24 protein-coding genes are annotated in these 24,151 nt (G+C 68.3%); 15 read left to right on the forward strand and 9 right to left on the reverse strand.

The window, feature by feature from the left end:
* Positions 1–5: 5 nt before the first annotated feature.
* Positions 6–1,355: an MFS transporter gene (locus ACFQY2_RS04565; protein WP_378745029.1), complete on the forward strand. Its 1,350-nt coding sequence runs from the start codon at positions 6–8 to the stop codon at positions 1,353–1,355.
* Positions 1,356–1,401: 46 nt separating this feature from the next.
* Here the strand turns inward: ACFQY2_RS04565 and ACFQY2_RS04570 are convergent, their stop codons facing one another.
* Together ACFQY2_RS04570 and ACFQY2_RS04575 are read right to left on the reverse strand one after the other, a co-directional pair.
* A complete protein-coding gene (locus tag ACFQY2_RS04570) occupies positions 1,402–2,241 on the reverse strand; it encodes an MOSC domain-containing protein (RefSeq protein ID WP_378744456.1) in 840 nt (279 codons plus the stop codon).
* 150 nt (positions 2,242–2,391) lie between these two features.
* Positions 2,392–2,580 carry a DUF3073 domain-containing protein gene (locus tag ACFQY2_RS04575; protein WP_378744457.1) on the reverse strand — a complete coding sequence of 63 codons (189 nt, stop codon included), beginning with the start codon at positions 2,578–2,580 and terminating at the stop codon, positions 2,392–2,394.
* A gap of 151 nt (positions 2,581–2,731) precedes the next feature.
* Between ACFQY2_RS04575 and ACFQY2_RS04580 the strand changes: the two genes are divergently transcribed.
* Positions 2,732–3,274, forward strand: a complete 543-nt coding sequence (locus ACFQY2_RS04580; protein WP_378744458.1) for a universal stress protein — start codon at positions 2,732–2,734, stop codon at positions 3,272–3,274.
* Between the two features lie 3 nt (positions 3,275–3,277).
* On the opposite strand, the gene ACFQY2_RS04585 is transcribed toward ACFQY2_RS04580, so the two are convergent.
* Together ACFQY2_RS04585 and ACFQY2_RS04590 are read right to left on the reverse strand one after the other, a co-directional pair.
* Entirely contained in the window at positions 3,278–3,907 is a 630-nt protein-coding gene (locus ACFQY2_RS04585) for a PadR family transcriptional regulator (RefSeq protein ID WP_378744459.1), read from the reverse strand.
* Positions 3,904–4,746, reverse strand: coding sequence for a DUF4097 domain-containing protein (locus tag ACFQY2_RS04590; protein WP_378744460.1), 843 nt, complete (start codon positions 4,744–4,746; stop codon positions 3,904–3,906). Before ACFQY2_RS04590 ends, ACFQY2_RS04585 begins: the two co-directional genes overlap by 4 nt.
* A 187-nt stretch (positions 4,747–4,933) precedes the next feature.
* Between ACFQY2_RS04590 and ACFQY2_RS04595 the strand changes: the two genes are divergently transcribed.
* Positions 4,934–5,731 carry a MerR family transcriptional regulator gene (locus tag ACFQY2_RS04595; RefSeq protein ID WP_378744461.1) on the forward strand — a complete coding sequence of 266 codons (798 nt, stop codon included), beginning with the start codon at positions 4,934–4,936 and terminating at the stop codon, positions 5,729–5,731.
* 156 nt (positions 5,732–5,887) lie between these two features.
* Complete coding sequence (locus ACFQY2_RS04600; protein ID WP_378744462.1) at positions 5,888–7,270, forward strand: FAD-dependent oxidoreductase; 1,383 nt, start codon at positions 5,888–5,890, stop codon at positions 7,268–7,270.
* Here the strand turns inward: ACFQY2_RS04600 and ACFQY2_RS04605 are convergent.
* Positions 7,194–7,910, reverse strand: a complete 717-nt coding sequence (locus tag ACFQY2_RS04605) for a Pr6Pr family membrane protein (protein WP_378744463.1) — start codon at positions 7,908–7,910, stop codon at positions 7,194–7,196. The two genes, ACFQY2_RS04600 and ACFQY2_RS04605, sit on opposite strands and share 77 nt — an antisense overlap.
* 129 nt (positions 7,911–8,039) lie before the next feature.
* Between ACFQY2_RS04605 and ACFQY2_RS04610 the strand changes: the two genes are divergently transcribed.
* The 4 genes from ACFQY2_RS04610 (at position 8,040) to ACFQY2_RS04625 (ending at position 13,500) form a co-directional block, all read left to right on the forward strand.
* On the forward strand, positions 8,040–8,420 hold the full coding sequence (locus ACFQY2_RS04610) for a fluoride efflux transporter FluC (protein WP_378744464.1): 381 nt from the start codon (positions 8,040–8,042) through the stop codon (positions 8,418–8,420).
* Complete coding sequence (locus tag ACFQY2_RS04615; RefSeq protein WP_378744465.1) at positions 8,417–8,776, forward strand: fluoride efflux transporter FluC; 360 nt, start codon at positions 8,417–8,419, stop codon at positions 8,774–8,776. Before ACFQY2_RS04610 ends, ACFQY2_RS04615 begins: the two co-directional genes overlap by 4 nt.
* A 150-nt stretch (positions 8,777–8,926) precedes the next feature.
* Positions 8,927–12,118 (forward strand): efflux RND transporter permease subunit, encoded by a 3,192-nt coding sequence (locus tag ACFQY2_RS04620; protein ID WP_378744466.1) that lies wholly within the window; start codon positions 8,927–8,929, stop codon positions 12,116–12,118.
* 308 nt (positions 12,119–12,426) lie between these two features.
* On the forward strand, positions 12,427–13,500 hold the full coding sequence (locus tag ACFQY2_RS04625) for an ROK family protein (RefSeq protein WP_378744467.1): 1,074 nt from the start codon (positions 12,427–12,429) through the stop codon (positions 13,498–13,500).
* Between the two features lie 34 nt (positions 13,501–13,534).
* Here ACFQY2_RS04625 and ACFQY2_RS04630 read toward each other — a convergent pair whose 3' ends face one another.
* Positions 13,535–14,452: an aldose 1-epimerase family protein gene (locus ACFQY2_RS04630; RefSeq protein ID WP_378744468.1), complete on the reverse strand. Its 918-nt coding sequence runs from the start codon at positions 14,450–14,452 to the stop codon at positions 13,535–13,537.
* Between the two features lie 254 nt (positions 14,453–14,706).
* Here ACFQY2_RS04630 and ACFQY2_RS04635 point away from each other — a divergent pair, with 254 nt between their 5' ends.
* Positions 14,707–16,887 (forward strand): DEAD/DEAH box helicase, encoded by a 2,181-nt coding sequence (locus ACFQY2_RS04635; protein WP_378744469.1) that lies wholly within the window; start codon positions 14,707–14,709, stop codon positions 16,885–16,887.
* A gap of 82 nt (positions 16,888–16,969) precedes the next feature.
* A complete protein-coding gene (locus ACFQY2_RS04640; protein ID WP_378744470.1) occupies positions 16,970–17,161 on the forward strand; it encodes a hypothetical protein in 192 nt (63 codons plus the stop codon).
* Between the two features lies 1 nt (position 17,162).
* Here the strand turns inward: ACFQY2_RS04640 and ACFQY2_RS04645 are convergent, their stop codons facing one another.
* A complete protein-coding gene (locus ACFQY2_RS04645) occupies positions 17,163–17,582 on the reverse strand; it encodes an ASCH domain-containing protein (RefSeq protein ID WP_378744471.1) in 420 nt (139 codons plus the stop codon).
* Between the two features lie 35 nt (positions 17,583–17,617).
* Positions 17,618–18,673, reverse strand: coding sequence for an Rv2578c family radical SAM protein (locus ACFQY2_RS04650; protein WP_378744472.1), 1,056 nt, complete (start codon positions 18,671–18,673; stop codon positions 17,618–17,620).
* Between the two features lie 161 nt (positions 18,674–18,834).
* Between ACFQY2_RS04650 and ACFQY2_RS04655 the strand changes: the two genes are divergently transcribed.
* From ACFQY2_RS04655 to ACFQY2_RS04675, 5 genes are read left to right on the forward strand one after another with little or no spacing between them, the layout of a single operon-like run.
* On the forward strand, positions 18,835–20,193 hold the full coding sequence (locus tag ACFQY2_RS04655; protein ID WP_378744473.1) for an ABC transporter substrate-binding protein: 1,359 nt from the start codon (positions 18,835–18,837) through the stop codon (positions 20,191–20,193).
* Positions 20,194–20,217: 24 nt separating this feature from the next.
* A complete protein-coding gene (locus tag ACFQY2_RS04660) occupies positions 20,218–21,156 on the forward strand; it encodes a carbohydrate ABC transporter permease (protein WP_378744474.1) in 939 nt (312 codons plus the stop codon).
* Complete coding sequence (locus ACFQY2_RS04665; RefSeq protein WP_378744475.1) at positions 21,143–22,084, forward strand: carbohydrate ABC transporter permease; 942 nt, start codon at positions 21,143–21,145, stop codon at positions 22,082–22,084. The genes ACFQY2_RS04660 and ACFQY2_RS04665 overlap by 14 nt, the downstream gene beginning before the upstream one ends.
* Positions 22,081–22,407: an L-rhamnose mutarotase gene (locus ACFQY2_RS04670; RefSeq protein ID WP_378744476.1), complete on the forward strand. Its 327-nt coding sequence runs from the start codon at positions 22,081–22,083 to the stop codon at positions 22,405–22,407. The genes ACFQY2_RS04665 and ACFQY2_RS04670 overlap by 4 nt, the downstream gene beginning before the upstream one ends.
* A gap of 30 nt (positions 22,408–22,437) precedes the next feature.
* Positions 22,438–23,277 carry an amidohydrolase family protein gene (locus ACFQY2_RS04675; protein WP_378744477.1) on the forward strand — a complete coding sequence of 280 codons (840 nt, stop codon included), beginning with the start codon at positions 22,438–22,440 and terminating at the stop codon, positions 23,275–23,277.
* An 89-nt stretch (positions 23,278–23,366) separates the two neighbouring features.
* Here the strand turns inward: ACFQY2_RS04675 and ACFQY2_RS04680 are convergent, their stop codons facing one another.
* Positions 23,367–24,119 (reverse strand): FadR/GntR family transcriptional regulator, encoded by a 753-nt coding sequence (locus ACFQY2_RS04680; RefSeq protein ID WP_378744478.1) that lies wholly within the window; start codon positions 24,117–24,119, stop codon positions 23,367–23,369.
* Between the last annotated feature and the right edge of the window lie 32 nt (positions 24,120–24,151).

Raw genomic sequence — 24,151 nt, forward strand, 5'->3', positions numbered from 1 at the left:
CGGCCATGGGTGCACGGCCGCTGTGGCAGGGCCGCGCGCTCGCGGTGCTCGGCATCCTGCTGTGCGCGTTCTCGCTGCGCTCCGCGGTGGCCTCCTTGTCACCGATGCTCGACCTGATCGAGCGGGACTTCCCGCTCTCGCCGGCCGTGGTGGGTCTGATCGGGGCGGCGCCGCCGGTGTGCTTCGCCGTGTTCGGATTGGTGACCCCGATCCTCGAGCGCTGGCTGGGGTTGGAGCGGCTGACCGTCCTGGCCCTCGCGACCATCACCGTGGGGCTGTTCCTGCGCGGGGCGGTGGGCGATGCGACGGGGCTGATGCTGACGACCGCCGTGATCTTCGCGGGCGTCGGCATGGGCAACATCCTCATGCCGCCGTTGGTGAAGAAGTTCTTCCCCGACAGGCTCGGGCTGATGATGACCCTCTACACGTCCGCGATGGCGGTGTCGACGTTCGTGCCGCCGCTGATCGCCGTACCGGTGGCGGATGCCGCCGGCTGGCGCTTCTCCATCGCCCTGTGGGGCGTGTTCGCGCTCGCCGGCGTGATCCCCTGGGTCCTCATGCTGCTGAGAGGATCCGCATCCGGGTTCACCGTGTCGCAGGCCGACCCGCGGCCGGAGGACCCGCAGCCGGAGGACCCGCGGTCGGACGACGTCGTGCGGCGGCGACCCGCCGGCGACGATTCGTCGGCATCGGCGCGGGAGCCGATGACGGGTCCGATCCCCACCACGCCGGCCAATCGTCGGCTCTTCGGGCGCCTCGTGCGCATCCCGCTGGTATGGGCGCTGTCGGCGACTTTCGCGACCTCGTCGACCATGGCGTACGTGTCGTTCGCGTGGCTGCCGGCGGTGTTCATCGACATCGGTGGAGTGGATGCCGCGACCGCCGGCCTTCTGCTGTCGGTGTTCGGCACGGTCGCGCTGCCTTCGTCGCTGCTGGTGCCGGTGCTGGTGGTGCGGATGCAGGCCACGCGTCCGCTGGTGCTCGTGGGCGCGATCGGCGGAGTGGTCGGCCTCGCCGGGTTGATCCTGGCGCCCGTGCCCGGTCTGCTCGTGCTGTGGACAGTGCTGTTCGGCCTGAACGGAGTGCTGTTCCCGCTCGCGCTGGTGCTGATCAGCATCCGTGCGCGCACCCCCGAGACCGCCGTGGTGCTCTCGAGCTTCGTGCAGAGCGTCGGCTACACCCTCGCGTCGGTCTTCCCGGTGTTATTCGGGGTGCTGCATGCGGTGAGCGGTTCCTGGACGTGGTCGCTGCTCATGCTCGGAGCCGTGCTGATCGCGGTGATCCCGGCGGGCATGATCGCCGGACGCCGTCGCACGATCGAGGACGAATGGGAGAGCAGGCACGGGGCGTGGTGACCGGTTTCGCCGCGCCTTCCCGCGCGCGAAGCCGCTGAACCGATGATCAGCCGATGCTGACCTCGTCGCCGACGCGGATCACACCGCCGATCCCGCCGGTGTCGGAGACCGCCCCGCTCACGCCCTGCAGCAGCAGCAGCCGGCCGAGTGACGGCTCGGACAGGCCGATCTCGCGGGTGAGGGTCGTCAGCACCCGGGCATCCCGGATGCCGGTGTCGGGGTTCGCGTGCGTGGCCAGGCATCGTACGATCGGACCCTCGGCGGTGAAGCGCACCTCGCCGATGCGCACCTCGCCGGTCCAGGACAGCTCGTCCCAGGCATCCACGCCGTCGATGACGACGTTGGAGCGGAACCGCCTGTCGTCGAGCACCAGGCCCGGCGTCTTGTTCGGCAGGGCGTCGTCGACGGCTTCGACGCTGGCTTCGCTGTGCACGGTCACGAAGCCCTGCGCGCGATCCTGGAACCGGGCGCGCTCACCGTCGCCGACCAGCACGAGGGGCAGGCGGCCCGGGCGCTGCAGCTGCTTCCACTCCGGGGAGTCCATCACGAAGGCGGTGACGATCTCAGTGAGCTCGGTGCGCCCGTCGGCATCCAGCACCACATCGACCAGCAGTGCCTCGTCATGCGTGATCCGCACCCGCCGAGCGTCGTGATCGTACGTCACGCGCAGCGCGGCCAGTGACGGGAACGCCTCCAGGGCCAGGCCCTTCGACTTCGGCCAGTAGTCCAGGCCGTCGCGCTGCTCAGGCTCGGCGGCGTCCGCGAACCGGAACGCGAGCACCCGGTCGCCGGCGATGCGCCCATCGGGTTGCACGGTCAGCTCCTCGTGCCGTTCGGGTGTGAACCCCTTGATGGGATAGCGGTACAGGGCGGCGACGCGGGGCATGCGACCATTCTCCCAGGCGCGCCGTGGGGTCGGGCCCGCCGCCGGTGCGGATCACCGCGTCAGAACACGACGAAACCCTGGTCGACGGAGCGGATGCTCGTCGCCAGGGTCTCTGCCGTTCGATCCCCTCAGGGACCGGGGAGGTGCGGATCAGGCTCGTTCGAGCTCGTCCTCATCCTCGTCTTCGTACTCGTCAGCCCACTTGTCGACGTACTGATCACCCTCGGCGGTCGGGTGCGCGAGTTCACGCTCGAGTGCCGAATAGTTCACCTCAGGACTGTATGCCTTGAGTTCGCGAGCGATCTTGGTGTGCTTCGCCTTCTGACGGCCACGGCCCATGCGCGAGACCCCCTTTTACGAGTTCAGCAGCGGGCTGTGCGACGCCCGATGATTTTCACGGCACCGGCGTGAGGCCGGTAAGAGTAGCATTCAGGATAGCACGCACGCCAGAGCCTGAGGCCGCCTGCGGCCGGTGAGGGGAACGATCTTCATGTCAGATTCCACGCCCACAGCATCCGATGAAGCCGCGCAGAACGCCGCTCTCCAGAAGGCTGTCGTCGTGGGGGTGCAGCCCGGACAGCCGCCCCACGTCCTCACCGAGGCCGTGCGCTACGCGAAGCTGCTGCAGGTGCCGCTGGTCGTCGTCCATGTCGATGTCACCCGCTTCGTCACCTTCGAGGACCCGGACGGCTACGTGCACTCCGCGCCGATCGACCTCAACATCGACGCCGGAGTCGCCGAGTTCGAGGAGGTGCAGCGCGGTGCCTCCGCGATGCTGGACAACGAGGACATCACCTGGACGGCGCGACAGCTCGTCGGCGACCCTGCTCTCGCCATCAAGCAGCTCGCCGAGAAGCTCGACGCGCAGCTGATCGTGATCGGCACGCGCAAGCGAGGCCTGGGTGAGTCGATCCGGGAGTTCTTCACCGGATCGGTCGCCGCACGCCTCGCTCACCGCCAGCACCGCCCCGTGCTGGTGATCCCGCAGGGGGAGCCGGTTCCGGACGACCAGAAGGACATCTGGACGGAGTAGCGCCTACTCGCCGAGCGCCGCCAGTCCGCGCGTCACCGCGTGGGCCGCGTCGTCGAGGGCGCGCTCCAGGTCGGTGACGAGGGAGGCCGGCAGGGTGCCGCCCTTCGCGACGTGCGTGCGCAGGTCGGTGCGGATCTGCGCACGGAAGGCGTTGACGGCGGCATCCGCGCGCTGCAGGTGCTCGCGACTGGTGACGCGCTCGTCGCTCATCCCCTCGGCGCGCGCACGCGCCTTGGCGGAGCGCTTCTCCTCCTGAGCCGCCGTGGCGAGGTCGGCTCGCAGGCTGCGCATCGCGTCCTGCACGCTCTGACGCACCTCGCTCGCTATCAGGCGAACCGAGTCGGACAGGTCCGCCTCGATGCCGACGAGATCGTCCTCGCGAGACGCGAGCTCGGCGCGGCCCGCGTCCGTGATGGCGTAGATGGTGGTGCGGCCCTCGACGGTCTTCGAGACCAGGCCCTCCTCCTCGAGCTTCGCCAGACGTGGATAGATCGTGCCCGCACTGGGGGTGTACGTGCCCCCGGTGCGATCGGTCAGCGCCTGGATGATGCCGTAGCCGTGCTGCGGAGCCTCGTTCAGCAGCGACAGCAGGTACAGTCGCAGATCGCCGTGCGAGAAGACCGCGGGGGTCATGATTCCTCCCATTCCGCGTCGTCGGCGACCGAGATCTGCGGGCGCCGCAGCACGGTGATGCCGCCGGAGACGGTGTTGGCGCGCACGTCGACGAAGCTGCCGGCGAGTTCGCCCATCTGACCGCTGTAGTTGCTGGGTCCTCCGCTGGAGCGCTGGATCCCGTCTACGAGCAGCTTGCCACTGATGCTGCGCAGCACGTAGTTCGCCGGCAGGGTCTCGTCCAGGCGCACGGTGACGGCGCCCGAGACGGTGTTGAGGTTGACGGTGTTCGCGTCGCCGACGGCGTCGATGAGCACGGAGCCCGAGACGGTGTCGATGGTCGCCTTGCGCAGCGTGCCGGTCACGGCCACGTCCCCGGAGACACTGTTGGCGACGACGGAGCCGACCAGTCCGCGGATCTGCACGTCGCCTGAGACGGAGTTGGCCGTCAGATCTCCGCTGATGCCGTCGGCGATGACGTCACCGGAGACGGTGTTGAGCTTGGCGTCGTTGCGGATGCCGGAGATCAGTGCGCCGGCGCTGACCACGCCCAGCGTGAGGGCGATGTCCCGCGGCACGGCGATGCTGATCTCGGCCTTGGGGCCACCGGCACCGAAGTTGCGGAACACCTCGAGGAAGTTGTCCCAGCCGATCTGGGGGTGGTCGATCTCGACCTGGGTGCCGTCGGACTCGACGCGCAGGTCCTTGATGGTGACGCCGTGCACTTCGATGCGGATGCCGGGTTCGTCGTGCGCGATCACGTCGACCTGCCCGCCGACCAGCCCGACCTTGAGCCGGGTCGCGGAGGCGATGTCGATGACGCGTTCCTCACCCGGGGCGATGAGCCACTTCTCGGTCATTGTCGTTCTCTTCCTGTTGATCGCGACATCGAGATATATCGCGTGTGGCGAGCGTAACACGATATATCTCGACTTCGTCAAGGCATCCGGGCGAATTGCCAGGAACGGCGGCTTGACCTTGACGTCACGTCAACTTCTACGGTGGATGTATCGGCGGAGGTCGTCGAGGGACAGAGGAGCGGATGCCATGGACTGGTCCATCCAGCAGATCGCGCGGCTCGCGGGGACGACGAGCAGGACGCTGCGGCACTACGCCGACATCGGACTGCTGGCGCCCTCGCGCATCGCCGGCAACGGCTACCGCCATTATGACGAGGCCGCTCTCGTGCGGCTGCAGCGCATCCTGCTGCTGCGCGAGCTGGGACTCGGTCTGCCGCAGATCGCCGCGGTGCTCGACCCTGCGACAGGCTCAGGACCCCAGGCGTCGGCGGCATCCGAGGCAGCAGCCCTGCAGACGCACCTCGACTGGCTCCGTCAGGAGCAGCAGCGACTCGCGCGGCAGATCGTCTCCGTCGAGAGCACCATCACCGCATTGAAAGAGAGGAAGGAACTCATGGCCGAGAACATGTTCGACGGCTTCGATCACACGCAGTACAAGGACGAGGTCGAGCAGCGGTGGGGGAAGAAGGCCTACGCCGACAGCGACCGCTGGTGGCGGGGGATGAGCGACGACGACCGCGCTGCCTGGCAGCAGCGGGTCGCCGATCTCGGGCGCGACTGGATCGCGGCAGCGGAGAGCGGCATCGACCCGGCATCCGACCAGGCGCAGGACATCGCCCGCCGTCATGTGGACTGGCTGACCGGCATCCCCGGCACCCCGGCGGCCACGCCGGTTGGAGACGTCAGGGCCTACGTCGTCGGACTCGGCGAGATGTACGTCGCCGACCCCCGCTTCGCGGCGAACTACACCACGAGCGCCGGCGGAACCGCAGGCGCGGAGTTCGTCCGTGACGCTCTGCGCGTCTACGCGGACACGCACCTCTGAGCCGTGCCCGCCGTACCGCGCCCGTGGTCGGGAGGAGTTCTCAGCCTGGGGAGGAGGATGCTGGTCTGAGGCTCCTCCCATCGGCGAGTTCTCCTCCCGACCGAGTGACGCGCGCAGGGCGTGAACGCGGCACCGCCCGGGTAGTCTGGCTGGACGATGAGCATCACTCGCCGCACTCTGCTGCTCGGCGCCGGGGCCGGTGCCGTCGCGATGCTTCTCGCGTCGTGCACCCCCGAGCCGAAACCGCAGCCGACGCGCACCACCACGCCCGCGCCCAAGCCGACGGCGCCCTCGCGGGTTCCCGCACCGGCATCCTGGGCGCGCAGCGCCTGGACCACCGATCCCTACTCGTTCGGTTCGGTCAGCTACCTTCCCGCGGGGGCGAACCCGCAGCAGCGCGACCTCCTCACCGAGCCGATCATGGACCGCCTCTTCTTCGCCGGCGAGGCGACGGATGCCACCCATCCCGGCACGGTGCTCGGCGCCGTCGACTCGGGCCACGCGGCAGCACTGGCCCTGATCACGGCGGCCACCGAGGAGGACCGGGTCGCGGTGATCGGCGCAGGGGCGGCCGGGGTCGTGGCCGCGCGGATGCTGGCCGACGCCGGGCTCCACGTCACGATCTTCGAAGCGCGCGATCGCACGGGTGGCCGCGTGTTCAGCCAGAGCGCCGACGAATGGCCGATCCCCGCGCAGCTCGGCGCCTGGCTGATCGACCCCGCGCAGCTGAGCGGGCTGCGCGACAGGCTGACAGCCCTCGGCGACCAGCAGCTGACCTTCGAGCCCGCGACGGGCTGGTCGAAGGACGGCGCCACCGACACGGTCAACGGCGACGCCATCGCACAGGCCGTCGAGAAGGCGAAGGAGCTGCCCGCCGACGTCTCCCTCTCCTCGGCGCTCGAGCAGAACGGCGCCGACCCGCAGGACCCCGCGCTCGCCGCGGCGCTCGCGTGGCTCTCCGCCACCACCGGCGTCGACCCGGCGAAGGCGTCCAGCTGGTATCCGCCCGCCTTCGCCGAGGACGTGCTCACCGGGATGACCGAGGACCTCGGCGAGTTCTTCGACCACCATCTCGAAGACCTCGAGGTCACGCTCGCGTCTCCGGTCGTCCGCGTCGCGTACGACGACAGCGGCGTCAGTCTGCGACTGGGCACGGGCGAGGCGCTCTCGTTCGATCGCGTCGTCGTGACCGCACCCCTGGGCGTTCTGCAGCAGCAGGGCATCGAGTTCGCCCCTGCCCTGCCGTTCGCGCATCGCGGGGCGATCGCCTCGCTGGCATCCGGTTCCCTGGAGACGGTCTGGATGCGCTTCGACGAGCCGTTCTGGGACGCCGAGCAGCCCATCTGGCACGTCGTCGGCGGCGACGGCCCGATCCGCACGTGGATCAACCTGCTGCCGGAGACCGGGGAACCCGTGCTGGTGGGCCTGGTCGGCGGCATCGATGCGGAGCAGTTCGCCGGGCTCAGCGACCGCGACGCGCAGGTCGCCGCCAGGCAGGCGCTCGCCTTCTTCGCGCCGGCGTCGGCGGACGAGAGCTGACCGGTCCCCACGGCGGCAGAGTCACCGGCACGCGGCTCAGCAGCACGAGCGTCGAGGCCACGACGGCGAAGATCGACAGCGCCAGCAGACACGAGACGGCCATCTCCGGCACTCCCGACACCTGCCGCGGGTCGAGGAAGTAGTACGGGTACCAGCCGATGATCCGGCCGCGCCAGATGGTGAAGATCCCCCAGAGGGCCGGGTACAGCAGAACATAGGGCACCACGCGCCACGGTGCGCTCGTGCGCCCCGGACCGACCAGCCAGGTGATCACCGCGAAGGCGGGCAGCACATAGTGCAGCACCACGTCCGACCACGGGACGGTGATCGGGATGCCGCGCACGCCCGCCTGCCAGACGATGATCGAGAAGGCGAGACCGGCGGTGATCGTCCAGCTGAGCACGAGAGCGCGGGCGGAGGTCAGCCATGCCGGATCCTCGGGCTGTCGCAGCGCGGTGATGCCCGCCACGACCGTCAGGGCCGCGAAGGCCACGTTCGACTGGATGGTCAGATAGGCGAAGAAGTTCTGGCTGGCCAGGGTCTGCGAGCCCATGCCCCACAGCATCCGGTGCGTGAGGGACACGACGCAGACGGCTGCGGCGAGCAGCCGCAGCCATCCGAAGTTCCTTCTGGTCAGCACGCGGGCGTCGTCCTCCTGGCGCTGGGCGCTCGTTCGGGGTGGAGCGGTCAGCCGTTTTACGAGTCTACGTAACGTCATCGCGACGCGAACGGACCGGCGGGTCGTCGGGCACTGGCTAGAGTGACGCAGGTGAACTCTTCCCCGTCGGCGCGCACCGTCCTGCGCCGGGCGGCGCTGGTCGCACTGGGCGGCACGCTGGGCACGACGGCACGGCTCGGGCTCGGGATGCTGATCCCGGATGCCGCGGCGGGCGTGCTGACGGCGAACATCGTCGGGGCACTGCTGCTGGGGATGCTCACCGCACGTCTGCCGGCATCCGACCTGCGGATCTTCCTGGGCACGGGCGTGCTGGGCGGCTTCACCACCTACAGCGCGTTCGCCGTCGACAGCGTCCAGCTCTGGGCATCCGCACCGCTGCTGTCGGTCGGCTACGTCGTGGTGAGTCTGGGCGTCGGGATCGCGGCGGCCGGGCTCGGTCTGCGTCTGGGGCGGAAGCGGACCGACGCATGAGCGCGCTGATCGTCACACTCGCCGCCGCGTGCGGCGGGGTCGGCGCCGCGGCGCGCTACCTCCTCGACCTCGGTATCGCGCGGCTCGCCGGCACCCGCTTCCCGTGGGGTGTGATGGTGATCAACATCTCGGGCTCGCTGGCTCTGGGACTCGTGGTCGGGATGCTGCCGGACGCCGCCTTCGTGATCGGGGCTGGCTTCCTCGGCGGGTACACCACCTTCAGCACCGCCATGATCGACACCGTGGTGCTGTGGCGCGACGGCGCCCGCAGAGCATCCGTCCTCAACGCGGTCGGGATGCTGCTGGCATCCGTCGCGGCCGCAGCCGCCGGCCTGGCGCTCGGCTCCGCCCTCTGACGCCGACTCCTGCTCGACGGAGACCTGACGGCTCTCAGCCCACTGCTCACGCCGTGATGTACTGATGTAGAGGCGGCAGAATGCTTGCATTCGCCGGCGTCCTCGGCGTCAGCATCCGTCCCTCGTCCTCGATCGACTGAAACGAGCACCGTGTCGAACCTCTCCGTCCTGAGCCTGCGCAACCGCGCGCTGATCGCCCTCATCACGATCGTGGCCGCCGTGTTCGGCGGGCTCGCGCTGACCAACCTCAAGCAGGAGCTCATCCCCTCGCTCGAACTGCCGGCGCTGATCGTCATGACGAACTACCCGGGCGCCTCGCCGGAAGTGGTCGAGAACGATGTGTCGACGCCGATCGAGAACGCGGTGCAGGGCGTGCCGGGGCTCGAATCGACGAGTGCGACCAGCACGACGAACGCCTCGATCGTGCAGGCCACCTTCACCTACGGCACCAACCTGGCGACCGCCGAGCAGAAGATGCAGCAGGCGATCAACCGCATCTCGCAGGGGCTGCCGAAGGACGTCGCCCCCCAGGTACTGAGCGTCTCCATCGACGACTTCCCGGTGATCCAGATCGCGGTCACCGGCTTCGAGGATTCCGAGTCCGCCCAGACCGACCTGGAGAGCACGGTCATCCCCGAGCTGGAGGATGTCCAGGGCGTCAACGCCGCTGACATCGTCGGGGGCGTCGGGCAGCGCATCACGATCACTCCGGATGCCGCGAAGCTCGCCGCCGCACGCCAGGGAACGCAGGCCATCAGCCAGGCACTGCAGCAGAACGGCGTGCTGCTGCCGGGCGGCGAGATCACCGAGGGCGGTCAGACCCTCACCGTCCAGAGCGGTTCGAAGATCGCGTCCGCCGAGGAACTCGCGGCCCTGCCGCTGACCGGCACCGACCTGACTGTCGGCGACGTCGCGAAGGTCGCGCAGACGACGGATCCGGTCACCTCCATCTCGCGGGTGGACGGGGAGGACGCCCTCTCGATCGCGGTCACCAAGCTGCCCTCGGCCAACACCGTCGAGGTCTCCCAGGGCGTGCTCGCTGCGCTCGACGAACTGAGCGACACGTTCCCGGACGCGGAGTTCACCGTCGTCTTCGATCAGGCGCCGTTCATCGAGCAGTCCATCGAAACGCTCGCCACCGAGGGCATGCTCGGCCTCGTGTTCGCCGTGCTGGTGATCCTCGTCTTCCTGCTCTCGATCCGCTCCACCCTGGTGACGGCGATCTCCATCCCGACGAGCGTGCTGATCACCTTCATCGGGCTGCAGGCGTTCGGGTACTCGCTGAACGTGCTCACCCTCGGCGCCCTGACCATCGCCATCGGCCGCGTGGTCGACGACTCCATCGTCGTGATCGAGAACATCAAGCGGCACTACGTCGAGGGAGCGGACAAGGGCGATGCCATCCGCCTGGCGGTCAAGGAGGTGGCGGCCGCCATCACCGCCTCGACGATCACCACGGTCGCGGTGTTCCTGCCCATCGTGTTCGTCGGCGACATCGTGGGTGAGTTGTTCCGGCCGTTCGCGATCACGGTGACGATCGCCATGGTCGCGTCCCTCCTGGTCGCGCTCACCATCGTGCCCGTGCTGGCCTACTGGTTCCTCCGGCCGGGCAAGCCTCTGCACGCCGAGGACGGGACCCCCATCGACCCTGAGCACCCGGACGCGCCTCCGACCAGGCTGCAGAGGGCGTACCGGCCGATTCTGGGCTGGACGCTGAAGCACTCCGCGACCACGGTGATCATCGCGCTCGTCGTGCTGGGCGGCACGCTGGCTGCGGCCCCGTTGATGAAGATCAACTTCCTCAGCGACTCCGGTCAGAACACCATGACCGTCACGCAGGACGTCGGCGCGACAGCGAGCCTGCAGACGAAGTCGGATGCGGCCGAGAAGGTCGAGAAGGTGCTGAGCGGCATCGACGGCGTCACGCACGTGCAGGCGTCGATCGGCTCGAGCGGATCGGCGCTGCGCGACGCGTTCTCCGGCGGCGCGGGCATCACCTACTCGATCCAGACCAGCGACTCGGCCGACCAGGAGAAGCTGCGCGCCGACGTGCAGAAGAAGATCGACGGGCTGAAGGACGCCGGTGAGGTCGCGGTCAGCGCGACCTCCGGCGGCTTCGGCTCCAGCGACATCGAGGTCACCATCACCGCGCCCACCGGCGACACGCTGCAGAAGGCCGCGGACGTGCTGATGAAGGACCTCGAGGGTCGCGACGGCGTGGGCGAGGTGACCAGCAACCTGGCCGCGTCGCTGCCGTACATCGCTGTCGCCGTCGACCGCGAGGCCGCAGCCGGTCGCGGGCTGTCGGAGGTCGCGGTCGGTTCGATCGTGTCCAACACGATGCGTCCCCAGCAGATCGGATCGATCGAGGTCAATGACACCGCCCTGACGGTGTACCTCGTCACGCCCGAACCGCCGGCATCCGTCGCGGCGCTCAAGGAGCTCGCGATCCCGACGCCGACGGGCATCGTGCAGCTGCAGGACATCGCGACCGTCGAGCAGCGCAACGGGCCGACGGCGATCTCGACCGAGCAGGGTCGCCGCACGGCGACGATCACCGTGCCGCCGGCATCCGACGACCTCGCCGTCGCGACCCGATCGGTCACCGCCTCGCTCGACAGCGTCACGCTGCCCGAGGGCGCGCGTGCCGAGATCGGCGGTGTCGCCCAGCAGCAGGCGGACTCGTTCTCGCAGCTCGGGCTGGCGATGCTCGCCGCGATCCTCATCGTCTACGTGGTGATGGTGGCGACGTTCAAGTCGCTGCGTCAGCCGCTGCTGCTGCTGGTCTCCGTGCCGTTCGCGGCCACCGGAGCGATCCTGCTGCAGATCGCCACCGGCGTGCCCCTCGGCGTGGCCTCGCTGATCGGCGTGCTGATGCTGATCGGCATCGTGGTGACGAACGCGATCGTGCTCGTCGACCTCGTGAACCAGTATCGCGAGAAGGGGCTGTCCACGCCCGAGGCGGTCATGGCAGGAGGCGAGAAGCGCCTGCGGCCGATCCTCATGACCGCGCTGGCGACCATCTTCGCGCTCACGCCGATGGCACTGGGCATCACCGGGCACGGCGGGTTCATCTCACAGCCGCTGGCGATCGTCGTGATCGGCGGACTGGTGTCCTCGACCGTGCTGACGCTGATCGTGCTGCCGACCCTGTACAACCTGGTCGAGGGTGCCAAGGAGCGACGCCGGGCGCGGCATGGCGGGGGAGAAACGGATGCCGATTCCTCGGCTCCGTCACGTCCGACCGCTCCCGGCGGCGGCACCGACCTGGTGGAGGGCCGCACGCTCACCCGACGTGAACTGCGGGCCCGCGGCATCCCCGCCGCGAACCACGTCGACTGAGCGGGGCGCCCCCGCCGCCGCATCGTTCCCGAACTGCAGCCCAGGTCGCAGTTCGTGCCGTTCAGCCCCTGTACCACGCCTCCGGGTCGCAGTTTGTGCCGTCTGATCGGCGATTTGACGGCATCGATTGCGACCTGGAGCGCCGTGAGACCGCGGGTCCGGGGACCGATTGCGACCCCGTACGTCCTCGTTCCGGAGTGGTGCAGAGCGCGCGTGCGCTCACATTCCGTCCCTCATCGCTATTAAATGGACGGCTGCGGCCGTCACGGGCTCGACTGGTCGAGCACAGCGGGCTGGCGGCGAGCACAGTGGCAGCCCGGGTGGAGCAGCTCGTCGCGCTCGGTCTCGTCTCGCAGGCGGAGAATGACCGTGGCGGACGCAATCCGCGGCTCCTCTCGGTGAACGACGGCTTCGGGTGCGTCGCAGCGGTGGACATCGGATCCCGTCACGCCCGCCTGGCGATCATCGATATGAGCGGTGACATCATCGAGGTCGAGGAGCTGGTAGTTCCCGACCGCGCGCCGGAGACGTTCGTGAGATGGCTGTCTGAACAAATCCTCCGGTTGCATGCCGATCTGCGCGGGCGCGAAATGGCACCGGACGTCCTTCTCTGTGTGGGTCTCTCAGTGCCCGCCCCCGTCAACGTCGCTGCCGGCACGGTAGTGGGACCCACACGTGTGCCCGAGTGGCACGACGTACCACTCGCCGGAATGCTGTCAGACGTGCTCGGTATCGATGTACTGATGGACAACGACGCGACTCTGATGGCACTGGCCGAGCACCGATGGCATCACGAGACTCAGAGCAACATGCTCTTCGTCAAACTCGGCAGCGGTATCGGCTGCGGAGTGATCGTCGGCGGCGAGGTGTACCGCGGCGAGTCGGGAGGCGCCGGCGACATCGGTCATGTCTCGGTGGACGTGCCGTTCGCTCGAGCATGCCGCTGCGGGCGCACGGATTGCCTGGAGTCATCGGTCGGCGGAGTTGCGCTCATCAACGAGTTGCGGGCGCGGGGCGTGGAGGTCTCGACTCTCGCCGACTTCGCACGTGTGGCGCAGGAGGGGAACCCCGAGGCCGTGGAGATCGCGCGCATCGCCGGATCAGCGATCGGCGAGGCGCTCGCGATCATCACCAACTTCTTCAACCCAGCGGTCATCGTCATCGGTGGCGGTCTGTCCACGATCGAGAGGCTGTACACCAGCCTGCTGGCGACTCTCTACGACCGAGCGCTGCCGATCGCGACACTCGGGGTCTCTATCGAGCCATCTCGCAACGCCGAAGATGCGGGTATCCGTGGCGCGGGCCTCCTCGCGCTGGAATCGGTCCTCGGTGCCCCATCGGTGGATTCCCGCATCGCCCGCGCGGGGGCTCAGTCCGGCTGAGAGTCTGCGGAAAGCGCCTGCGCTCGCATCCGGCTCAGGCGAAGCGGATGCCCCACTCCAGCGTCCACGATTCGTCCTGGGCCAGGCGGCGAAGTCCGCGCCCGGTGTTGAACGCGTCGGCGGGTGCGGACATCGGTTCGATGGCGACGACCAGGGGCTGACCGGGGTAGCGGTCGTTGGTGTACGCCTGCACGTAGTCCAAGCCGGCTCCCTGGTGCAGGGTCACCGTCCGTCCGTCCGGGGCGGAGAGCGTGGTGCGCACCAGGCCGTCGGGATCGCGGCGAAGATTGGCGAACCCGGTGTCCAGCTGCAGATCACCCAGACGTCGCCCCTCGCGCAGGTCGGTGCCGTCGGAGACAGGAGACTCGCCGACGGGCAGCATCCGTTCGTCGGTCTCGAAGTACGTCTCCGCGGGCAGACGGAGCACGAGCTCCCGCGGGTCGACGCCGCCGAGCATCAGGTACGGATGGATGCCGAGGGCGACCGGGGCCGCGTCGACCGAATGGTTGATGAGGGTGTGGGTGACCTCGATCCCCGACTCCGTCAGCGCGTACCGCACCGTCGTCCCGACCAGATAGGGGTAACCGGTCTGCGGGACGATGGCCGCCGTCAGCGTCACCGCATCCTCGCTCTGCTCGACGACGTCATACGCGGTGAAGCGCAGCAGGCCATGGCTGGCGTTGTGGAACTTGGGCTCGGTGATCGCCAGCGCGCGGGTGGTCTCACCGTCCTGCCAGATCCCGTCGCGGATGCGATTCGGCCAGGGGGCGAGGACGACGCCGGATGCGCCCGGCGCCGGCGCGTCGTCGGGGTAGGGCGGCACGATGTCGACGCCGCCCACCGTCAGGTGCCGCAGGGATGCGCCGACCTGCGCGATCCGGGCTGTCACGTCGCCGCGGCGAAGCCGGATCTGGATGCCGGTGGGGGAGGGGATCGTGTCGTCGTGGGGCATGCGTTCATCGTAGGGTGGCCCACCGGGTCGTTTCCCAGCCATGTCGGGTAGGCTCGTGCGGTCGGCTTCGGGCAGTCCGCGCAACGCGGGTGGTTCTGAGCAGCAATGCTCTTTGTGAGCCCAGGGGCCGATGGTTCATCAACCATCACATGAATGGCCCCGGCCGACGAATGCCCGGGTATGTCTGCCGTGCGCTGATCTCTGTGCGCCGACCGCAGACGCTGTTCTCGTGTCAGAGACAGTCAGGAAACACCATGCCCAAGAATGGCAAGCCCAAGGGCGGACGCCCGTCCCGCAACTTCGAACCGCGCTTCGCGAAGAAGACGTCGTTCCACGACCGCCACGCCGGCGCACGCCCGGCACGCGAGGAGCGACCCGAAGCCGGCGACCGCCGCGCCCCGTCGAGCGACGCGCGGTCGTACGACCGCCGTCCCGGCAGCGTCAGCCCCAAGCACCGCGGCTACCGCCCCGCCGAGGCCGGAACCGGTGCGCCCAAGCGCCGCTGGAACGATTCGGAGCGCGCAGGCCGCGACGAGGCGCGCGGCATCCGCAACCGCGCGGAGTCGGGTCGCCGCGAGGCACCCCACCACCGCGACGACCGTCGCGACGACCGCGGATTCGGTGAGCGCCGGGGGTCCCAGAGCTTCTCGAAGGGCGACCGCGGCGCACGCGGCGGATACCAGGGCGCCCCGCGCGATGACCGTCCGCGTCGGGATGACCGTGCAGGCGGGTACGAGCGCCGCGACGAGCGTCCGCGTTTCGACCGCGACGACCGTGGCGGCCGCGGTGGATACAACCGTGAGGAGCGTCCGCGCTTCAACCCTGATATCCGTGGTGGGCGCGGTGGGTACGAGCGCAATGATGGTCGCACCGGTGCGGACCGCACCGAGCGTCGTCCGTTCCAGAGCGATGACCGCCCTCGCCGTGACGACCGTCCGCAGCGCGACGACCGCCCACGTCGTGATGACCGCGTCGGAGGCCAGGGTGGCTACGGCCGCACCGAGCGCCCTCGTTTCGACCGCACCGATCGTCCGCGTTTCGACCGCGACGCCCGCACGGAGCGTCCGCGTCAGGACCGCACGGAGCGTCCGGCGCGGCGCGAGCGGGACGATCGTCCCAGCCGCAGCGACTGGAACCGCACGGCGACCGTGAAGACCCACGACGATCATGTCGACGTCGTCCACGAGCGTCTCGAGGCGAAGGCCGTGCAGGCGACCGAGGTGGCCGACGTCACGTTCGGCGATCTCGGGCTGGGCGCGAACATCGTCGAGATCCTGAAGAACCTGGGCGCCGAGACGCCGTTCCCGATCCAGGCGGCGACGATCCCGACCATCCTCGAGGGGCGCGACGTTCTGGGGCGGGGTCGCACCGGGTCGGGAAAGACCATCGCGTTCGGCGCTCCGCTGGTCGAGAGCGTCCTGAGCTCGCAGAAGGGCAAGCGCCGTGAGTTCGGGCGCAAGCCGCGTGCGATCATCCTCGCCCCGACCCGTGAGCTCGCGCTGCAGATCGACCGCACCGTTCAGCCGATCGCGCGCAGCGTCGGCCTGTTCACCACGCAGATCTACGGCGGCGTGCCGCAGGGCCGCCAGGTCGGTGCGCTGATGAAGGGGGTCGACATCGTGATCGGCACCCCCGGCCGCGTCGAGGACCTCATGAACCAGCGCAAGCTCGACCTCTCCGAGGTGCGCATCGCCGTGCTGGACGAGGCCGACCACATGACCGAGCTCGGTTTCGTGGAGCCGGTGCAGCGCATCCTGCGTGCCACCGGCACCGCGCTGGACGACCGGGACGCGAGCCAGAAGCTGCTGTTCTCGGCGACCCTCGACCGCGAGGTCGCGTCGCTCGTCGATGAGTTCCTCGTCGAACCCGCCGTGTACGAGGTCGCCGGCGAGGACCAGGAGTCCAGCAGGATCGAGCACCGCGTGCTCGTGATCGAGCACCGCGACAAGGCCGAACTGCTCACCTCGCTCGTCGACCGCGACGGGCAGACGCTGGTCTTCGCGCGCACGCGCGCCTACGCCGAGATGCTCGCCGAGCAGTTCGAGGATGCCGGCATCTCCGCCGTCTCGCTGCACGGCGACCTGAATCAGGCCAAGCGCACGCGCAACCTGCAGAAGCTCACCGCTGGCCGGGTGCAGGTGCTGGTCGCCACCGACGTGGCCGCCCGCGGCATCCACGTCGATGACATCGACCTGGTCGTCCAGGCGGATGCGCCCGACGAGTACAAGACGTACCTGCACCGCGCCGGCCGCACCGGTCGCGCCGGTCGCTCGGGTCGCGTCGTGACCCTCATCCCGCGCCAGCGCCGTCGGCGCATGGAGGACCTGCTGCATCGCGCTGAGATCGAGGCGCCGTTCGAGTCGGCTCAGCCCGGAGACGACGTGATCGAGGAGATCGCCGGTCGTGTTCCGACCGCGGCCGAGCTGACCGCCTGAGGCCGGCGCCCCGGAGGCCGCCGCCTGTGCCCGATGGGCCGGGTGGCGGCTTCTCGCGTCCTCCGGCGCCTAGGCTGAGACGATGGACTGGCAGCAGACGGCCTCGGTGGGAAGTGCGGTGTGGGTCTCGGTCGCCCTGCTCGCGAGTGGACTCGCCGGCATGCAGGGGCGAGGGAAGCTGTGGTGGTTCTTCATCACGATGATCTTCGGTCCGCTCGCGCTGTTCTTCCTTGCCATCTGGACCAAGCCCCTGTCGCGAGACGACGCGGCCTGACTCAGCCGGCTTCGAAGCCGAAACGCACGAGTACCGCGATCGTGTCGTCGTCGATGCGGAATCCGGGATCGCCCGCGAATGCGCGGTACTCGTCGCCGTGCCAGAACGACTCGTGCGCTGCACGCCATTCGGCGACACTGCGATAGCCCTCGCCTTCGTCGATGGCGTGTGCGAGGTCGACGTCCGCGATGCGCACGACCCGCACGTCCTCGATCGTCTCGATGCCGACGTGCTCGCCCGCTGAGTCGATCACCGATGCCCGATCGCCGACCTGCGGCATCGGTTCGCCGCCGATCTCCACCTCGCGCATCAGGAACGTCGTCGTGGTCTTCTCCCCGGCGACGATGGCCGCCACGAGACGGTCGCGGAGCGGGCCGGGGAACGCGTACTCCGAGACCGGCAGGTCGTCATGCGAGGACATGGGGCAAGCCTAGGCGCGCGGCGGGCTCCTGGCCGTCAGAAGAGCATCTCCGGCTGCGGAGCGGGGGGAGCGGATGCCGGTGCCGGCTGCATCCGGGCACGCATGATGCCTCGCATCCGGTCGTGCTCCTCCTCGGACTGGGCCTGCAGTCGGTGCGCGTGGATCAGTGGTCGCGCCCGCTTCGCCAACCACTGCCGGTATCCCTTGGGTGCCTCCGCGGCGGCGCCCGGGTACAGGCCGCGGTACGAGGCGACGAGGTCGGGGCGCTCGCGCTGCAGCCAATCGAAGAACCACGGTTTCACGCCGGCGCGCAGGTGCAGTGCGCCGTACACGGCGTGGTCGGCTCCGGCATCCGCGATCCGGCGCAGCGCTTCGTCGATCGCGGCGACCGAGTCGGTGATGTGCGGCAGCACCGGCATGAGGAACACGCCGACGCGGAAGCCGGCATCCGTGAGGGCGCGCACCGTGTCGAGCCGCGCCTGCGTGCTCGGGGTGCCCGGCTCCACCGAGTGCTGCAGCGCGTCGTCGTACATCGCGATGGACATCTGGATGTCGACGGGCACCTGCTTCGCCGCCTCGACGAGCATCGGGATGTCGCGCCGGATCAGCGTGCCCTTGGTGAGGATCGACATCGGTGTACCGGAGTCCGCGAGCGCACGGATGATCCCGGGCATCAGTCGGTAGCGGCCCTCGGCCCGCTGGTAGGGGTCGGTGTTCGTGCCGAGCGCCACGGTCTCGTGCTTCCAGGACCCGCGACGCAGCTCGCGCTCCAGCACCTCGACGACGTTCGTCTTCACGACGATCTGCGAATCGAAGTCCGCCCCCGCGTCGAGGTCCAGGTACTGGTGGGTCCCGCGGGCGAAGCAGTAGACGCACGCGTGACTGCACCCGCGGTAGGGGTTGATCGTCCAGTTGAACGGCATCCGGGACGCACCGGGAACGGCGTTCAGCGCGGACTTCGCCAGAACCTCGTGGAACGTCATCCCCGCGAACTCGGGCGTGGTCACCGACTGCACCACGGCGTGACGATTCTCCAGACCGGGCAGCGCATCGGCATCCGTGTCTTCGATTCTCTGACCCTGCCACCGCATCCCTTTATTAGAACAAAAAAACGAAGACACGGCAAGCTCCTGGCGATCTCTATCGTTCATTGTCTCGACATTGTGTCTGCGCAGTGATAGGAGGTATGATGTTTTACCAATGACCGTGTGACACGGTCGCCGAAGAAGTCGACCCTAGGGAGATCACAGCAATGAACCGAAAGGCACTGCGCTCAGTCGCACTCGCCGGCGTTGCGGCCGTGGGCCTCGCAGCCCTCACCGCATGCTCGGGTCCGAGCACCGGTGACAGCGGTGAAGGAAGCGACAGCAAGTACGGCTTTCAGGCCGCCGAGCAGGAGAAGGACAGTCCGATCACCGTGTGGGTCGACGCCTCCCGGGAGCCGATCGCCAATGCCTTCGTGGCGGACAACCCCGACATCGCGGTGAAGATCGAGACGTACGACGGGAACTCCGGCAACTCGGGCTCATTCCAGACCAAGGTGGCCCTGTTCGACCAGTCAGGAGAAGGCTGGCCGGATGTCGTCTTCTCGACCCAGAACAACGATGCCTCGTGGGCTGCCAAGGAGATCAACGGCGCGCAGGCGTTCGCCGCCCCGCTCAACAAGGGCCTGCTCGACGATGAATTCCTCAACGGCTTCACCGCCGGCGCCAACGACCCGGTGACCGTCGACGGTTCCGTCTACGGTCTGCGCAACGACCTCGCCCCGGTGGTGCTCTGGTACAACCAGAAGCTCCTCGACGAGTTCGGCTACGACATCCCCACCACCTGGGAGGAATACGAGAGCCTCGGCGAGAAACTCGCCGCCGATCACCCCGGATACATCCTCGGGACGGTGGGCGACTCGTTCGTCGGCCCGTACGTCTACTACTGGGGTGCGGAGGCGCCGATCTTCCAGCTCGACGGCGACACGTTCTCGTCGGACTTCGACGACAAGAACTCGAAGGCGATGACGACCATGCTCGACAAGATGATCGCGAACAAGACGCTCGTGCAGGACAGCGTCTTCAGCGGCGCCTTCAACAAGTACTCGGACAAGATCGTCGCGATGCCCGGTCCGGCATGGTACTCGGGCGCGCTGTTCCAGAACCCGGAGAGCCTGAACAACCCCAAGGGTGAGATCGGCGCGGCCGCTCCGCTGCACTGGGCCGATGGCGACAAGACCACCGGCAATGTCGGTGGCGGCGTCTGGTACGGATCGAGTCATTCCAAGAATCTGGCCGCCGTGAAGACGTTCCTCGAGTACGTCATCGCGTCCGACAAGGCCATCGAGTTGAACGCCGGACTTCCGGCGTACGAGGACGCCGCGTCGAAGTGGCTGGACAACCAGGCCTCCAGCGGGTACTACGCCGGTGACTTCAAGGGTGCTGTTCAGACGGCGGCGGCGAGCGTGTGGGACGGTTGGGCCTTCCCGAGGTTCTCGCCGGAGACCGCGTACGCGAACGTGGTCATCCCCGCTCTCGCCGCGGGCAAGACGATCAAGGACGTCGTGCCCGACTGGCAGAAGCAGATCCTCAACGAGGCTCAGGTCCAGGGATACTCGGTCAAGTAGGGCCGGTCAGGAGCACATCGAACCATGGCATCCGCCACCATCACCGCTGCCGACTCGCGCACCGACGCGCGTCGGCAGCGGCCGGTCCGCAAGAAGAGGCCCGACCGGAGTCAGGCCAGGATCGGCTACGCCTTCAGCGGCGGCTATACACTCCTGCTGATCGGGTTCGGCCTCATACCGTCTCTCTACGCGGTGTTCCTGGCCTTCACCAAGGACGGCGCCTTCGCCGGCGTCGACAACTTCGTGAGGGTCTTCGGCGACTACCGCTTCTGGCCGGCCGTGCAGCACGTCGGGCTCTTCATCCTGGTCTGGCTGATCTCGATGACGATCATCGTCGTACTGCTGGCATTGCTGGTGCACGCGATCCGCGCACGCTGGCTGTCGTCATCGGTGCGCTTCCTGTACTACATCCCGGGTGCGCTCGCCGGCGCATCCAGCGTGATGCTCTGGTTGTTCCTGCTCGACCCGACAGTCAGCCCGGTCGCCTTCATCCTGCAGCTGTTCGGGCTCGAGTCCTTCGTGCAGACGGTCGCGCTGGAGAACCTCCCGGTCATCTTCACCCTCATCGCCTTCTGGGCGGGCGCGGGCGGCTGGATCATCATCATGTACGGGGCGCTGAACAACATCCCCGTCGAGATTATGGAGGCGGCGCGCATCGATGGCGCCGGCCCCGCGCAGACGGCCTGGTACATCCAGATCCCGCTCATGCGCAAGTGGATCTCCTACATGGTCGTCATGTCGCTCGCCGCGGGCACTCAGCTGTTCGTCGAACCTCGCGTGCTCTCGCAGGCGTCCAAGGGTGTCGTGCCGCAGGAGTACTCGCTGAACCAGCTGGCCTATCTGTTCGCCTTCCGTCAGAACGACTTCAACGGTTCCGCGGCGATCTCGCTGCTGCTGCTGGTCGTCGCCGCGGGGTTCTCGGCCCTGTTCGTCTTCCGAGGAGGACTCTTTGAGCGCGACTGAACTCATCGTCAATCCGAACGCGCGGGAGAAGCGGTTGGACGAGGTGCGCTCGGGCGCCGTCTCGCCCTCGCGGTGGATGGGCAGGGCGCTCGCCTGGTCCGTGATGATCCTGTTCCTGCTGGTTTTCGTCATCCCGATGATCTGGCTGCTGCTGGCGCCGATGAAGTCGCCGAAGGAGCTGGCGAGCGATCCGCCGTTCAGCATCGGCGCATTCCAGACGCTGGCCGACAACTGGAATCAGCTCATGGAGTTCCAGAACGGCATCGTCTGGGTCTGGCTCGGGAACGCCGCTCTCTACTCGGGCGTCGCGCTGGTCGTGACGCTGCTGGTCAGCATCCCGGCCGGTTATGCGCTGGCGATGGTGGACTTCAGGTTCCGCCGCACCCTGCTGATCGTGACTCTGATCGTGATGCTGATCCCGAACACGGCGCTCGTGCTGCCGGTGTTCCTCGAGCTCAGCGCCGTGCGGCTGGTCGGCACTCCCTTGTCGGTGATCTTGCCGTTCTCGTTCTATCCGTTCGGGGTGTATCTGACCTACATCTACTTCTCGACGGCGGTGTCGAAGGACCTGTTGAACGCGGCCCGCATCGACGGCGCCGGGGAGTTCCGGGTGTTCGCGCAGGTGGCCATGCCGCTCGCGATCCCGGTCATCGCCCTGGTCGGATTCTTCAACCTGGTCGCGAACTGGAACAACTACTTCTTGCCCTTCGTGATGGTGCCCGGACGCAAATCGCCCATCCAGGTCGGGCTCGCGGAGCTGCTGTCCAACGTGCCGCTGTTCAATCCGACGACGGCCGGATCGGTGACCATCTCCCTGCCTGTCCTCGCGCTCGCGACCATCATCTCGGTGGCACCGGTCCTGCTCATCTTCCTGTTCTCGCAACGATTCCTCGTCAGCGGGCTGACTGCCGGAGGTACGAAGGAATGACGACTCGCTTCGGGATGATCGCGCGGCTGCGTCCGGAGATGCGGGCGGAGTACCTCGAACTCCATGCCGACGTGTGGCCGCAGGTCGAGGCGACGATCACCGAGACGAACATCCGCAACTTCACGATCTTCGTGACGGGCGACGTCATCGTCGGGTACTACGAGTACATCGGCGACGACTACGAGGCTGACCAGGCGGTCATGGCCGCGGACGAGGCGACCCAGCGCTGGTGGGCTCGGACCGCGCCCTGCCAACTGCCGTTCCACGAGGGATCGACAGCCCCGAACTGGGAGATGCTCGACGAGGTGTGGCATCTCGACTGACGCGTCGTGCGACGCGAGGAGGATGATCGGATGCCCGATGCGCAGCAACAGATGATCGACGCCCATGTTCATGTGATGGACCCGTCGAGGTTCGAGTACGAATGGGCGACCGGGCGCCTCGAGGGACTCGCCGCCCGCGCGACTCCGGAGTCACTGCTCGTCGCCATGGCTGATACGCCGGTCCGTTCCGTGATCGCCGTACAGGCTCTGCAGGCGACCGCTGAGACGGAATGGCTTCTGGAGCTCGCCGCCTCGTCGGCGAGCCCGGTGATCGCGGTGGTGGGATGGACCGATCTCACGGCGGCGGAAGCACCGCAGGAGATCGCCCGGCTCGTCGCGGACCAGAACGCGCTGGTGGGGTTCAGGCATCCTGCGCACATGGAGGCGGAGCGTGACTGGCTGAGCCGCCCGGTCGTCGGCACGGCTGTACGGGCGATGGGCGAGGTCGGAGCGGTCTTCGACCTGATCGTCGAGCGCGACCAGACCGACGTCGCTCTCGCACTGGTCGACGCATGTCCGGACACGCGTTTCGTGATCGACCACGGGTTGATACCGGACATCGCCGCCGGCGAGTGGGACGGGTGGGTGGATGCCCTTCGACGGTTCGTCGCGCGAGACAACGTCTGGTGCAAACTGTCCGCCTGGCATGGGGCCGTGGGCGGCGATCCTGCGGTGCGCTATGCGGAGGAGACCCTGCGCGTGTTCGGCGCGTCGCGCTCGATGTTCGGCACGGACTGGCCGGTGAGTACGGCGCTGCGGTCATATCAGGAGTCGGTCGGCATCGCCGAGCGGGTGCTCGCCGGTGCCTCCGCGAGCGAGCGTGCGGCAGTCCTGTCGGCAACGGCGCGTGCGGTGTACCGCATCACCTGAAGGCGTCAGCCGTGGAGAGTGCTGAAGAAGGCGGGCGCGACGTGCGCGGGTGCACGGTGAGCGTGGCGAGAAGCCGCTCCGTGCGGCGGTCAGCGGCGCGCGTCGCGGGCCGAGGGCAGCCTGCGGCGTTCCCAGGAGCCGAGGATGTGCTCGCCCATGGCGACTCGAGCTGCCTCGGGGTCTCCGGCGGAGATCGCCTCGAGTATGCGCGTGTGCTCGGCCAGGGTCATCTCGAAAGCGTGCTCGCGGGTGATGCCGACGAAGCGGTCGCTTCGGGTGGCGTGCACGTAGAGGGCGCGGCCGATGTTCTCGGCGAGGCGGTTGCCGGATATGGACATCACGGCGAGGTGGAACTGCACGTCGGCCTCGTTGAAGGCCGGTGCGTCGTCGATGCTCTCGGCCATCGCGGCGAGGCTGCGTGCAAGCCTGTCGCGGACCTCGTCGTCCACTGCGACGGCGACGGCCGAAGCCATCGCCGACTCGAGGGAGGCGCGCACGACCGTCAGATCGTCGAGCACATCGAGGGTGCTGTCGTTCTGGATCATCGTGGTCAGCACGAGCGGGTCGAGCACGTTCCAACTCGTCGTCGGATTCACATGCGTGCCGCGCCCCTGCGCGACGGTGACCATGCCCTTCTCCTGCAGGCGCTTCATCGACTCCCGGATGACCGTGCGGCTCACGCCAAACTGGATGCTCAGCTCGCTCTCGGGCGGCAGGACCTCGCCGGGAGGGATCTGCCCGGACACGATCGACTGCACGAGTTCGCTGAGCACGGTCGCTCCGATGCGATCGATCGGCGCGCGGATGCTTCGACGCGGCTCTGCATTCTCCCGTGGTGGCATGGCACATACTCTAGGACGGCGCAGCGGAATCG

This window comes from Microbacterium sp. GCM10027623 (genome assembly GCF_042666935.1).
Taxonomy (GTDB): domain Bacteria; phylum Actinomycetota; class Actinomycetes; order Actinomycetales; family Microbacteriaceae; genus Microbacterium.